At 44.3% G+C, this 13,214-nt stretch carries 13 protein-coding genes; 2 read left to right on the top strand and 11 right to left on the bottom strand.

What is annotated here, in order from left to right:
* Positions 1-75: 75 nt before the first annotated feature.
* The 8 genes from hflC to tsaE form a co-directional block, all read right to left on the bottom strand.
* Positions 76-945 (bottom strand): protease modulator HflC, encoded by an 870-nt coding sequence (gene hflC / locus I8J31_RS07590; protein WP_199467690.1) that lies wholly within the window; start codon positions 943-945, stop codon positions 76-78.
* Positions 945-2,189, bottom strand: a complete 1,245-nt coding sequence (gene hflK, locus I8J31_RS07585) for an FtsH protease activity modulator HflK (protein ID WP_199467689.1) — start codon at positions 2,187-2,189, stop codon at positions 945-947. Before hflK ends, hflC begins: the two co-directional genes overlap by 1 nt.
* 34 nt (positions 2,190-2,223) lie before the next feature.
* A complete protein-coding gene (hflX, locus tag I8J31_RS07580; RefSeq protein WP_199467688.1) occupies positions 2,224-3,519 on the bottom strand; it encodes a ribosome rescue GTPase HflX in 1,296 nt (431 codons plus the stop codon).
* A gap of 35 nt (positions 3,520-3,554) precedes the next feature.
* On the bottom strand, positions 3,555-3,800 hold the full coding sequence (hfq, locus tag I8J31_RS07575) for an RNA chaperone Hfq (protein ID WP_199467687.1): 246 nt from the start codon (positions 3,798-3,800) through the stop codon (positions 3,555-3,557).
* Between the two features lie 89 nt (positions 3,801-3,889).
* Positions 3,890-4,822 (bottom strand): tRNA (adenosine(37)-N6)-dimethylallyltransferase MiaA, encoded by a 933-nt coding sequence (miaA, locus tag I8J31_RS07570; protein WP_199467686.1) that lies wholly within the window; start codon positions 4,820-4,822, stop codon positions 3,890-3,892.
* 1 nt (position 4,823) lies between these two features.
* Complete coding sequence (mutL, locus tag I8J31_RS07565; protein WP_199467685.1) at positions 4,824-6,734, bottom strand: DNA mismatch repair endonuclease MutL; 1,911 nt, start codon at positions 6,732-6,734, stop codon at positions 4,824-4,826.
* 57 nt (positions 6,735-6,791) lie between these two features.
* On the bottom strand, positions 6,792-8,120 hold the full coding sequence (locus tag I8J31_RS07560) for an N-acetylmuramoyl-L-alanine amidase (RefSeq protein WP_199467684.1): 1,329 nt from the start codon (positions 8,118-8,120) through the stop codon (positions 6,792-6,794).
* Between the two features lie 85 nt (positions 8,121-8,205).
* Positions 8,206-8,676: a tRNA (adenosine(37)-N6)-threonylcarbamoyltransferase complex ATPase subunit type 1 TsaE gene (gene tsaE, locus I8J31_RS07555; RefSeq protein WP_199467683.1), complete on the bottom strand. Its 471-nt coding sequence runs from the start codon at positions 8,674-8,676 to the stop codon at positions 8,206-8,208.
* Positions 8,677-8,817: 141 nt separating this feature from the next.
* On the opposite strand from tsaE, the gene I8J31_RS07550 reads away from it, so the two are divergent.
* Positions 8,818-9,567 carry a sulfite exporter TauE/SafE family protein gene (locus I8J31_RS07550; RefSeq protein WP_199467682.1) on the top strand — a complete coding sequence of 250 codons (750 nt, stop codon included), beginning with the start codon at positions 8,818-8,820 and terminating at the stop codon, positions 9,565-9,567.
* Positions 9,568-9,638: 71 nt separating this feature from the next.
* On the opposite strand, the gene orn is transcribed toward I8J31_RS07550, so the two are convergent.
* Positions 9,639-10,196, bottom strand: a complete 558-nt coding sequence (gene orn, locus I8J31_RS07545; protein ID WP_199467681.1) for an oligoribonuclease — start codon at positions 10,194-10,196, stop codon at positions 9,639-9,641.
* 74 nt (positions 10,197-10,270) lie between these two features.
* Between orn and rsgA the strand changes: the two genes are divergently transcribed.
* Positions 10,271-11,305, top strand: coding sequence for a small ribosomal subunit biogenesis GTPase RsgA (rsgA, locus tag I8J31_RS07540; protein WP_199467680.1), 1,035 nt, complete (start codon positions 10,271-10,273; stop codon positions 11,303-11,305).
* Here the strand turns inward: rsgA and I8J31_RS07535 are convergent.
* On the bottom strand, positions 11,302-12,213 hold the full coding sequence (locus I8J31_RS07535; RefSeq protein ID WP_199467679.1) for a flagellar motor protein MotB: 912 nt from the start codon (positions 12,211-12,213) through the stop codon (positions 11,302-11,304). The genes rsgA and I8J31_RS07535 overlap by 4 nt on opposite strands.
* 33 nt (positions 12,214-12,246) lie before the next feature.
* Positions 12,247-13,101: a flagellar motor stator protein MotA gene (gene motA, locus I8J31_RS07530; RefSeq protein ID WP_199467678.1), complete on the bottom strand. Its 855-nt coding sequence runs from the start codon at positions 13,099-13,101 to the stop codon at positions 12,247-12,249.
* Positions 13,102-13,214 lie beyond the last annotated feature (113 nt).

The following is a 13,214-nucleotide window of genomic DNA, read 5'->3' as shown; positions in this document are numbered from 1 at the left end:
CCGGTTTGCGTAATAGTACCATGTTTCCTATTTTAACAAATAGGCCCCATGACAGATTATTGACGAATAATCACTCTATTTTGTTGCACTATTTAAGTACTTAAAGAACTCACCATCAGGCTTAAGAACAAATAAATCATTCTTACCTTCAAAGCTAGCACGATAGGCCTGCAAACTACGATAGAACTCATAAAACTCAGGGTCTTGCGTGTAAACATTAGAATAAATAGCCGCTGCTTTAGCATCACCGTCACCGCGAATCATCTCGGCATCACGTTGCGCTTCCGCTTCTAATACTACCTGCTGCCTATCAGCATCAGCACGAATACCTTCAGCAAGCTCCAAACCTTTCGATCTGTGCTCACGGGCTTCACGCTCACGCTCAGTTCTCATACGCTGATAAACGGACTCACTCACATCTGGCGGCAAATCAATACGCTTAACACGAATATCAACAATAGAAATACCCAGCTCGTTCTGAGCGACTTTATTCAAGTCGTCACGTAATTCAGTCATTAACTGATCACGTTCCCCAGACACCACTTCATGCATAGTTCGCTCACCGAACTTATTACGGAGCCCAGTATCAACACGAGACGAAAGCACTCGATTGGCAATGATTTCATCACCTGAAGTCGCTTGATAATATTTAGCAACAGAATCAATCTTCCACTTCACATAAGAATCAACCACTACCGCTTTTTTCTCCAACGTCAAATAACGTTGAGGACGAGAGTCCATGGTCAAAATACGCGCATCGAACTTCTTCACTTCATTCATAACTGGTAATTTAAAGTGAATACCAGGCTGAACATCCGCCTCGACAATTTCACCAAACTTCAGCACAACTGCACGCTCTGTTTCTTTCACAACATAAAGCGTCTGAGAAGCAACAAGCACACTCAAAAGAAGGACAAATAAAACGATAAAAGAAAAGCCTTTCATTAGTTTCTACCCTCTCTTGTTGTTTTAGCACCTTGACGTTTACGCAATTCATTCAGCACCTGATCCGTTAGGTTACTAATATCATTAGAACCCAATGCACCAGCAGCACCAGAACTAGCACTCTGCTTCATCAACTGATCAAGAGGTAAATACATCATGTTGTTTCCACCTTCAGTATCAACAACCACCTTATTCACGTTTTGATAAACGGATTCCATGGTTTCAATATACAAACGACGACGAGTGACATCAGGCGCCTTAGTGTATTCTCGATACAAGCGATCAAAACGATCGGCTTGACCATCAGCACGAGCCACAATCTCAGAACGATAAGCTTCCGCCTCTTCCCTAATACGCTGCGCTCTACCACGCGCCTCAGGAATAATACCATTAGCATAAGATTCCGCTTCGTTACGCACTCTTAGCTCATCTTCTTTCGCCTTGATAACATCATCAAATGCCTCTTGCACCTGAGTAGGCGCTTGAGTATTTTCCACGTTAACCTTTGAAATCAGCAAACCAGTTCCATACAAATTACTATAGTCTTGGATACGCGCCTTAACCTCTGCCGCCAATAGCTCTCGACCTTCTGTTAAGATTTGATCCATTTCAGAGCTACCCACTACATGACGAAGTGCACTTTCCGTCACCTGAGCAAGCGACTCTTCAGGGTCACGTACATTGATCAAGAAATTCTTAGGATCTTGCACCGAATACTGCACAGAAACACCCACTTCAACAATTGCATCATCAACCGTGAGCATTAATGCTTTATGATCATGGGAACGAACCTTAGTCACATTCACCTTACTAACAGAATCAATGAGTGGTGGATTCCAATGCAAACCCGGCAAAACAGTCGCATTATACTTACCTAAACGAAGTACAACACCACGCTCTTGCTGATCGACCTGATACACACCTGTCGCCGCCCATAAGGCCAACAAACCGATAAGAACAATCGCAATCAAGCCACTACTGAATTTTCCTGATAAGCCAGAGTCATTACCGCCACCGGAACCGCCTTTACGTGTTTTTTTCACACCCAGCATATCCATCAGCTTTCTGAAGGCCTCATCTAAATCAGGAGGACCTTGATCTCTTCCACCAGTCTGGCGACCCCATGGATCTCCTTTATCAGCATCTTTCTCACGACCATCATCAGGGCGCCCAGCACCATTATTACGGTTCTTATCTGGATTCCATGGGTCATTGTCGTTATTACCCGGTTCATTCCAGGCCATACTACGTCTCCACTTTATTTTAATGATAATTCTGTTAGCTTACTGCTGCTTCAACCTGATCCTCAGATGTACCAGCACGAGCCAAAAGCTGTAAATAATCTTTTTTCGGCAACCTGACGTTAAGTACCGATCGACCGTCTTCATCAAAGTGCTCCGATCTTACCGCCCCATGCTCAAACAACATGGCCCGCAATCGGCCCAAATCATTAGACAAGTAAAGCGTTTCGTTCATCACATCTTCGCCCATCAGCTCGGCAATCGCTTGCTTTAACAAATCAATACCAAGACCATCACGTGCAGACAGCCAAACTCGATAGGGGTTCCCTTCGGCATCCCTATCAATTCTTGGCTCTGCCGTTGGCAAGGCATCAATTTTATTGAAAACCTTCAAAACAGGCACTTCATTAGCACCAATTTCTTCCAACACAGCATCCACATGGGAAATATTTTCATCACGCGAAATATCCGCAGCGTCCACCACATGCAACAGCAAATCAGCCTCGGAAGACTCTTTTAAGGTCGCTTGAAAGGCTTTCACCAATCTATGGGGCAACTGTCGAATAAAACCAACCGTGTCCGCCAAAACAATTGAACCAATTTGCTCGACATCCAAACGCCTTAACGTTGGATCCAAAGTAGCAAACAACTGATCTGCGGCAAAAACATCCGCCCCCGTCGCACGATTAAATAGCGTTGATTTGCCTGCATTGGTATAACCAACAAGGGAAACCGTCGGCACAGCAGAACGAGAGCGAGAACGACGATTTTGATCACGCTGAGAATCCACCTTAGCTAAACGCTTTTGAATAGCCTTAATGCGCTCTCGCAACAATCGACGGTCCGTTTCAAGCTGCGTCTCACCCGGCCCACGCATACCGATACCGCCTTTTTGGCGCTCTAAATGCGTCCAGCCTCGAATAAGACGAGTTGATGTATGTTGTAGTTGAGCAAGCTCCACCTGCAACTTACCTTCATGGGTACGTGCACGTTGAGCAAAAATATCCAAGATAAGCCCAGTACGGTCAATCACTCGACACTGTAGGGCACTTTCTAAATTACGTTCTTGGGAAGGAGATAAAGCATGATCAAAAAGCACCACTTCGGCCTCTTCACGATCAACAATATCTTTGATTTCATCTAGCTTGCCTGTGCCGACAAAGTATCTAGAATCGGGGCGCTGACGGGATCCAGTTACAACAGCAACAGGATCGGCGCCAGCCGAAATAGCAAGCTCAATAAACTCTTCAGGTCCATAAGACTCATGTTGATCATGAAAATCCATATGAACTAAAACAGCAAGATCACCGCTATCGGGGCGTTCAAAAAACAATCTGGTATTCCTCTGCTTGCCCTACAACGGCCAAGCTATTCAGCGGCATCTTCCGGCTGATCAGGAGTCGGGATGCGGATAGTACGAGAAGGCACAACCGTCGAAATGGCATGTTTATAAACCATTTGACTAACGGTGTTTTTTAATAGAATCACAAACTGATCGAATGATTCGATTTGACCTTGAAGCTTAATACCGTTCACTAGAAAGATAGAAACTGGCACTCTCTCTTTACGTAGAACATTTAGATAAGGGTCTTGTAATGATTGCCCTTTTGACATTGGAATCTCCTTAAGTAAGCGTAAAATATGAAATTAAATCTCGATAAAACAATATCGTAGATACTACACCAAATTTTTCTCCATTTCCCCTATATAATCCTGCTTTCTATGTAATTCAAGGCTTCTGGTACAAGATCTTTTGACAAACTGTCAAAAATCGCAAGATTCTCCCACCCCCGTAACCAAGTTAATTGTCTTTTTGCCAACTGGCGTGTAGCAACTACCCCTTTAAAGATAGCATCATCTAGCAAATCGTCACCGTCTAAATATTGCCAAAGTTGACGATAACCAACACAGCGCATAGAAGGCATCTCAATAGACAGATCACCGCGCTGATAAAAACCTTCCACTTCAGCAAGGAAACCTTGCTCCATCATGTCATAAAAACGCTGCTCAATACGCTCATGAAGCACACTTCTTTCTTTCGGCATCACCGCTAAATTCACCAGATCAAAAGGCAAAGACATAGGCTCTTGCTCGGCCCACAACTGCGTCATGGTTTTCCCTGAAAGACGGTAAACCTCCAAAGCACGCTGCAAGCGCTGGGGGTCATTCGGATGAATACGCAAAGCGGCCTCGGGATCCACCTTCTTTAACGCCTCATGAAGCGCATCCCAACCACTTTCTAACGCCTCTTTTTCAATCTGCCTACGTACATCAGCGTCTGCTTGCGGCATTTCCGCTAGGCCTTTTTGCAGGGCATTAAAATACATCATGGTGCCGCCCACCAATAATGGCGTTTTCCCCTTTGCCAAAATTTCTTGTGACTGTTCAACTGCATCCAACACAAAGTCTGCCGCAGAATAAGACTCCAAAGGATCAATAATATCAATCAATCGATGGGGCGCTTTGGCCAGAATATTGGCATCAGGTTTCGCCGTACCAATGTCCATCCCCTTGTAAACCAAAGCCGAATCAACACTAATAATTTCAAAATTGTGGTGCTGGGCTAACTCTACCGCCAACCCAGTTTTTCCTGAGGCCGTCGGCCCCATCAGGCAAACCACACTTGGTTTTGTCATATTAGCGCCCTCGCAAAAAAAGTTTATCTAAGTCCGACATACTCATATGAGCCCAAGTTGGTCGACCATGATTGCACTGGCCACTTCGTTCCGTCACTTCCATATCCCGTAGTAAGCTATTCATTTCGGCAATAGTTAACTTGCGATTGGCTCTCACCGCCCCATGGCACGACATACTCGCCATTAACTCATTAGCACGAGCTTCCAAAAGGTCTGAGACACCATTCGCAGACAAATCACTAATGACATCTCGAACCAAGCCTTCAACATCTCCTCGAATCAAAATTACAGGCACCTCACGCACCATGACACTCTCTAATCCAGTACGCTCAACACGAAAACCAAAAGCCTCAAATACATGGCTACTTTCTTCAACAAGATCTGCCTCGCTTTGCGACACAGAAATATTGATAGGTACCAACAAAGGCTGAGAAGCAATATTTTTTTGATAAAAGGCCGTTTTCATACGTTCATACACAATGCGCTCATGGGCTGCATGCATGTCTACTAAGATTAACCCTTGCTCACTCTCCGAAATAATATAAACGCCATGCAACTGAGCGATGGCAAAACCCAACGGAGGAACTTTCTGGTACTCCCCCCCCTCAACAAACGACGACGAAGCCTCCGAGCTATTAAGCTGTGGACTAGCGACCTCTCTAATCTCACCCGTCTCTGGATCTACTTGCTCAACAGTCGCCGCATAATTTTGCGCATAACCAGACAGACTACGCATCCCCTCAAGCTGGCCTCGTACACTAGCTGAATCCACCACACTGGAAGATGGTCTCATCCAATCCTGCCCACCGGCTGGACGATTCGCCAAAGGCAAGGCTGACTGTTCCGTAATATTTGATTCATACGGGCCACTTTCTTGACCTGCCCCCACGGGTGCCGCATCCGACTCAGGGCGAACATCTGCGATAGCTTTATGAATTCGGCTAAACAAAAAATCATGCACTAAACGCCCATCTCGAAAGCGAACCTCATGCTTAGTAGGATGCACGTTCACATCAACCGTCGATGGATCTAACTCCAAATACAAAACAAAGGTAGGGTGGCGTCCATTATATAAAACATCTCGATACGCCTGACGAACCGCATGGGCCACCAACTTATCTTTCACCACTCGTCCATTAACAAAAAAGTACTGCAAATCAGCTTGTGAACGAGAAAAGGTCGGCAAGCCAATCCAGCCCCACAAACGTAACCCAGCCGCTTCAACATCTAAAGTCAGAGAGTTTTCGATGAACTTCTTACCTAACAAACTTGCCAGCCTATGCTCCGCATGAAGCTGATCGGTCACAGGGCGTAAATCATAAACCTGCTTACCATTGTGGCTTAGACGAAAGCCCGTATCATAGCGGCTTAAAGCAAGACGCTTCACCACTTCCTCCAAATGGGTAAATTCCGTTTTTTCAGTACGCAAGAATTTCCGACGTGCGGGCGTGTTAAAAAATAAGTCTCGCACTTCGATGGTCGTACCTTGTGGATGGGAAGCAGGACGAATCGCAGCAGCCATATCTTTACCTTCCGCTTCAACACGCCAAGCGTCACTTTCGTCCTCGGCTTGAGAAGTTAAATGCATCCTAGACACAGAACTAATACTGGCTAAAGCTTCACCGCGAAACCCCAAGGTGCGCACAGCCTCTAGGTCATCCAGAGTGATAATCTTACTGGTCGCATGACGACTTAACGCCAAAGCTAGGTCATCTTTCATGATACCCGTGCCATTATCACGTATTTTTATCCGCCTAACGCCCCCCTGTTCCACATCAATATCTAATTGCGATGCACCAGCATCCAAACTGTTCTCTAGCAGTTCTTTCACTACAGAAGCGGGTCGTTCAACCACTTCTCCGGCAGCAATTTGGTTGGCTAAACGGGGGGATAAGAGACTAATTCTTTGCATGAACGACCTTTAATATGAAGATACCTCATACCGATTGCATGAGGCTTAAATGAGAGTTTAACCCGCGGGAATAACCAGTTTTTGACCTATCCAAATCACATCATTCTTCAAGGTGTTTGCTTGACGCAATTTCGGTAAAGACACCTGATTACGTCGCGCTATTTCAGACAAGGTATCCCCCTTGCCTACCGTATATATATAATCTGCATGCTTTTTCTGCTTCCATGCCAACAAGGTGCCATCGGGTGCATTTTTAGTGAAATAGTCTTTAACACCTTCTGCAATAGACCCCGCCAATTTCACACGATAATTTCGGCTTGATAGATTTTTAGCTTCCGTCTTATTTGATACAAAACCAGTCTCAATAAGTATCGAAGGAATATCAGGCGATTTCAATACAACAAAACCGGCTTGCTGCACTGTGTTTTTATGCAGTTTTGCCACCCCCCTCATTTCCCCCAACACACTTTTACCAATATTCAAACTCATCTGAATAGTCGAATTCATCGACATATCTAACAAAACCTCGGCCAGCAACTGGTCTTTATCATCAAGGGAAATACCGCCAACCAAATCCGCTGCATTCTCCTGTTGCGCCAGCCAACGCCCCATTTCCGACGATTTGCCACTCAAGGAAAGCGCCCAAACAGATGCCCCTCTAGCACTCGCCTTAGTAAAAGCATCCGCATGAATCGAAATCATCAAATCTGCATTAGCCTCCCTTGCCACGCGAGAACGTTGGCGCAGCTTTAAAAACTTATCACTAGAACGGGTCATCACGGCTTTAAAGCCATCCATGCCATTGAGCCGTCTCGCCAACTCCTTGCCAATAGACAATACGACATCTTTTTCTCGTACCTTGTATTGACCCAATGCCCCTGGGTCTTTACCTCCGTGTCCTGGGTCAATCGCAATCACAATATCGCGCTTTTCCTTAGACAAATTAGCAAGACTTTTTACAACCGTAGCAGCTTTTTTAGCACCATGCTCAAGCTCCACCATAATGCGTGGACCATAAGTCTCATTGGCCGCCAAAACAGTGCTTTTCGCCTTTGCCTTATGAGTCAAATCCAGCACAAAACGCACGCCACTATCTCGTTTTGCGTAGCGCACACGCATTAATATATCGGAAGACAGGGCCGACAAACCATTAACAACAGAATTGCTAAGATTAGCACCACTGACATCAAGAACAATTCGGTCAGGGTTGGAGAGAGGGAATATGCGGTGCCCCGAGGCCGCAGACAATTCAAACACTAAGCGCGTCACCCCTTCTTGTTGAGCAACACGTATATCACGCACTTCGGATGACCAAACACTCGAAGTAATAGCAGATAACAAAACACTTAAAAAAACAAAAAGACAAGTACGGAATTTAGTATGCATATCAGACAGCTAGCTAGTATATCCACACACTATAACTGCTGATTAAATGGATCTCAATCTTACTTAGAGTAAAGACTTCTACACATCAAGCAGTTATGACATCTGACCATAAAGCCAGAGCAGTGTGACCTTTTTCCGTTTGAGACTCTATCAACACCTTTCTACCTTGACGAATTAGGCTCAAACGCACAACTAAATCCGCCTCAGGCAACACACCACGCCCCATTTCCGCCCATTCAATTAAGCACAAACTACTTTCAGAAAAATAATCTCGAATGCCCATATACTCTAACTCTTCCGCATCCGCCATCCGATACAAATCAAAGTGAAAAGCTTCTAAAGTTTTTATCTCATAGGGCTCAACAATCGTGTAGGTTGGGCTCTTTACTGGCCCCACATAACCCAAACCATGTAAAACCCCACGTACTAAGGTTGTTTTCCCCATCCCTAGATCACCTTCAAGGTAAACAACGCCACCGGTATTTAATACAGATGCAAAACTGGCCCCCAAACCTTCCATCGCCTCTTCACCATGTATTTCTTTTTCTATCAACATTGCCTCTTTCATTCCCTTCACACAAAATGAGCATCTCTAGATAGCAGCAATTCTAATACACAAGCCTTTTGAAACAAGCTCTAATCCCTCATAATCAATGAATTCCACAAAAATCGCCGTATAAAATCAAAAGGTTCCCTCATGGATTGGCTACTCATTTTTCTAATCACCGCTGCCGTACTTATTACAGGCATTTCCAAAGGCGGCTTTTCTGGTGCCTTTGGCATAATCGCTGTGCCGCTTGTCTCACTACAAACATCACCCGCTGTTGCTGCGGCCATTATGCTGCCCATTCTTTGCGTAATGGACATTTTCACCGTGCAAAAGTTCTGGCAAAAATGGAACAAAGAGCAACTTATAAAATGCATTCCAGCCGCCATAATAGGCGTTATCATAGGTGGACTCACCGCAACATGGTTTTCTGCTGAGCTACTTAAAATATTAGTGGGTATTATCGCAGTAGGGTTTGCTATTAACTCTTGGCCAAAAAACAATAAACCAAAAGCGATAAAACCACTCAGCACATTAACCGGAAAGCTATGGTGCTGCCTTGCAGGTTTCACTAGCTTTATCGCCCATGCTGGTGGCCCACCAATAAGCGTACATTTACTCAGAACAAATTTAGATAAAACTCAATACGTCGCAACCGCAGCCGTTATTTTCACCGCCATTAACTACGTAAAAATCATTCCTTACAGCATGCTAGGACTCTTCAATACCAGCAATATTCTATTATCACTCTACTTTATACCTGTCGCTTATCTTGGCGTTCAGCTCGGAGCTTGGCTGCATTATCGCCTCTCAAACGAAGCCTTCTTCAAATGCATGTATGGCTTTTTATTCCTCACTGGATTAAAGCTCATTTGGGATGGTCTATTTGGAATAATATAAGCAAGCTCAAACGAGAATGGGCCTCTGCCTAAGCAAAGCCCATTTAAGTAACATAGTTCGTTTAATAAACCCTAAGGTGCATCCACCAAACCAAACATAGTACGGCGGTAATGCTGCAACTCACCAATCGACTCTAAAATATCATCCAGCGCCAAGTGAGCACCAGATTTGCTAAAGCCCTCTAACGCCTCAGGTTTCCAACGTCTTGCCAATTCTTTAATCGTACTCACATCGATATAACGATAATGAAAAAACGCTTCCAACTTAGGCATATAGCGGTATAAAAAACGACGGTCTTGTCCAACACTATTGCCACATATTGGCGAAGCGCCTGCCGGCACATAATCAGCAAGAAACTTAATGGTTTCCTCTTCAGCTTGCGCCATACTAATAGTCGAAGCCAACACCCTAGCTGTCAAACCTGAATCACCATGGTGCTGAGTACACCACTCATCCATTGCGTCCATCACTGACCTCTCTTGATGAACCACCAAATTTGGCCCTTTTGCCAAAATATTTAAATACTTATCCGTTACCACGGTCGCAATTTCAATAATAGTTTCTTTCTCAGGGTCTAACCCCGTCATTTCTAGGTCAATCCACACTAAATTTTCTTTACTAAAGCTCATATGCTTCCAAATCCTTTATTATCAATGCTAAGCATTATACTCTATGCGCCTTACTATATGGCCAGTCGAACCTAATGTCGAAGCGAAAACTTACTAAACAACAAACTTGGCGAATCGAAAGAATTCAACAAGAACGCGTAGAACGCACAAAAAAACGCGCAGAAAAAGCCGAAGACCTACTGCAGTCGTCAGACCTTGGCCCTGAAACTCAAGGCATTATTCTTTCTCACTTCGGCACACAAGTAGAAGTAGAAGGCACTCAGGAACCCTATATTGGCGTTGCCACTCGCTGTAATCTACGTGCAAACCTAGGTCAACTTGTTACCGGCGACAAGGTGATCTGGCGTCCAAAACAAAACGAAGGTGGTATTGTCGTAGCGACTACACCAAGGCACACGGTTCTATCACGTCCAGATATGCATGGCAGAATCAAGCCTGTCGCCGCCAACATAGACCATATTGTTGTGGTTATTGCAGCAGAACCTGTTGCTCATGCTAACCTTATTGACCGCTACCTCGTGGCTGCCGAAACTGTTGGCATTCCACCTGTCATATTACTAAACAAAACCGATTTAATTAATGATGACAATAAACCTGAATTAGACGCCTTACTGAAAACCTACGAGGATTTAAACTATAAAATCATTCGTACTTCCATCAAGCACAAGGAAGGCATGAACTCTCTCTATAATTTCTTAGAAGATAAAACGAGCGTTTTTGTTGGCCAGTCCGGAGTGGGGAAATCTTCTCTAATCGGTACCTTGTTGCCCGATATTGATATCAATGTTGGCGAACTGTCTCAGAAAAGAAAGAAAGGCGTACACACAACCACAGCGGCGCGCTTATTTCACATGCCCAAGGGTGGCGACCTAATCGACTCACCCGGAATACGTGAATTTGGTTTGTGGCATATTTCAGAAGATGAATTACTAAACGGCTTTATCGAATTTCGCCCACATATTGGTTATTGCCGCTTTAGAGACTGCGTTCATGAAAAAGAACCCGGGTGCGCCATTCTTGAAGCTTTAAAAAAAGGTAACATCACCCAACAACGCTTCCAAAGCTTCTTAAGAATCAAACAATCCATCAGAGAAAACCAAGCCTTTTAAAAAATCTGATTCGGCTCTAAATCAAGATCAGCTTGCTCTACTGGGCTACCAAAGTTAAGACGATTCCGATCCAGTATTGCTTTATAAGCCTCATCGGTTAATAAAGTAATACTGATTCGCCTATTCTCAGGGCTATCAAGATCGAAGCGATTATAAGGAATAGTGTCCGCTAAACCGATCACCTGCGCTACTCGATTCCGTTGAACACCGCCCTCTTCGACAATACGGCGTGCTGCATTCGCCCTCATAGCGGACAAATCCCAATTATCCAATCTATTCACATTATTAAATACTGTAGAATCCGTATGCCCAGTAATGGAAATAGGATTATTAACACCTGTAAAAACAGGCGCTAAGCTCAGTAACATATTTTCAACATCAGGCAGCATACGAGCACTACCACGCTCAAACATAGGCTTATCAGGCTCCTCCAATAAGGTAATGCGTACCCCTTGTGGCGTAATCTCAATGCGCAGGTTTTCCTGCTGAGAAACCACCAAATTCATTTTCTTCAGCTCTTCCTGAACAGCCTCATTAATCTCTTTGATTTCTTCATCTGATTTAGACTCTGCATCCGTCGTTTGTTTTTTCTCACGCCTATCCGCGCTGCCCTCTTCAGGTTGCTGAAGGTCAATTCTCTGTTGAGTCGTTTTTGCAGGACTACCTCCTAAATCAATCGGACTCGCACTAAACCCCGCCGTAGATTGGCCAAGAGGATCGTTAAAATAACCTTCGATACTGGCCCGTTGCTCTGGAGAAGCAACACTCAATATCCACAACACCATAAAAAGCGCCATCATTGCCAAAGCAAAATCTGCTAAGGCAATTTTCCAAGCACCACCATGCTTGCCACCTTTCTTGACTTTCTTTATGCGCCTAATAACTAAACTATTAGATCCTAAAGCCATTTAGCACTCCCCTTCATTTGGCATAATTCTATGCTAACGGTATTGTTTAAGATCACTAGCCAATTCAACAAAGCTAGGTCGCATTTCATGGGGGAGGAGTTTACGACCGGTTTCTACCGCAACAGGGGGCGCATAACCAGAAACAATGGCACTCAAACAGGCTTTTACACATAAATAAGCTTTCAATTCATGGGCACCTAACGATTCTAAATGGGCAGCAGCAGGGCCAAAAAAACCATACCCTAAAAAGATTCCCAAAAAAGTCCCAACTAAAGCCGCTGCCACATGGGCACCCACTTCTTCGATTGGCCCTGCAATGGACCCCATGGTAATAACAATCCCCAACACAGCAGCAACAATACCAAAACCTGGCAAGCCTTCTGCCACCCGGTTAAGAGCATGCCCCGGTGCCATTAACTCTTCTTCAATTTGCTCTATTTCACTGTCCATAATGGCATCAAGTTCATAAGCAGGAAGACCCGTCAAAGTAAAAATACGGTAATTATCAGTTAAGAAATTAACCACATCTGGATCCCGTACCACATCAGGAAAACGATTAAATAATTCACTGGTCATGGGTGACTCTACATCTTCTTCTACCGCCAAAAAGCCTTTTTGACGACTTTTTTGCAAAAGACAATAAAGCAACGCCAACAGCTGACTATAATAAGCTTTATTATGACGACTTCCGGTTAACACCTGCGGCAGCATGGAAAGCACTTTTTTCTGTAAACTAAGGGGGTTAGCGACCATAAAAGCCCCCAAAGCCGATCCACAAATAATCACTACTTCAAAAGGCTGCCACAAAGCAAGCAAATTACCATGCGATGCTAAATAACCAACCAGAACACTGACAATAACGACTAGCACACCGGCTAATGCGAACATATTTATTTCCTTAATACAGACAAAGTATGCTTCATAACTCAATATACAGTATGATAAATATAGTTAACAATAAACAACCCTATCAACTAAAATCCATAAACAACCGGGCTTTT

Source organism: Marinomonas transparens, assembly GCF_016463975.1.
In the GTDB taxonomy this organism is placed as follows: Bacteria; Pseudomonadota; Gammaproteobacteria; order Pseudomonadales; family Marinomonadaceae; genus Marinomonas; species Marinomonas transparens.
This window is presented reverse-complemented; position numbering and strand designations above follow the sequence as displayed.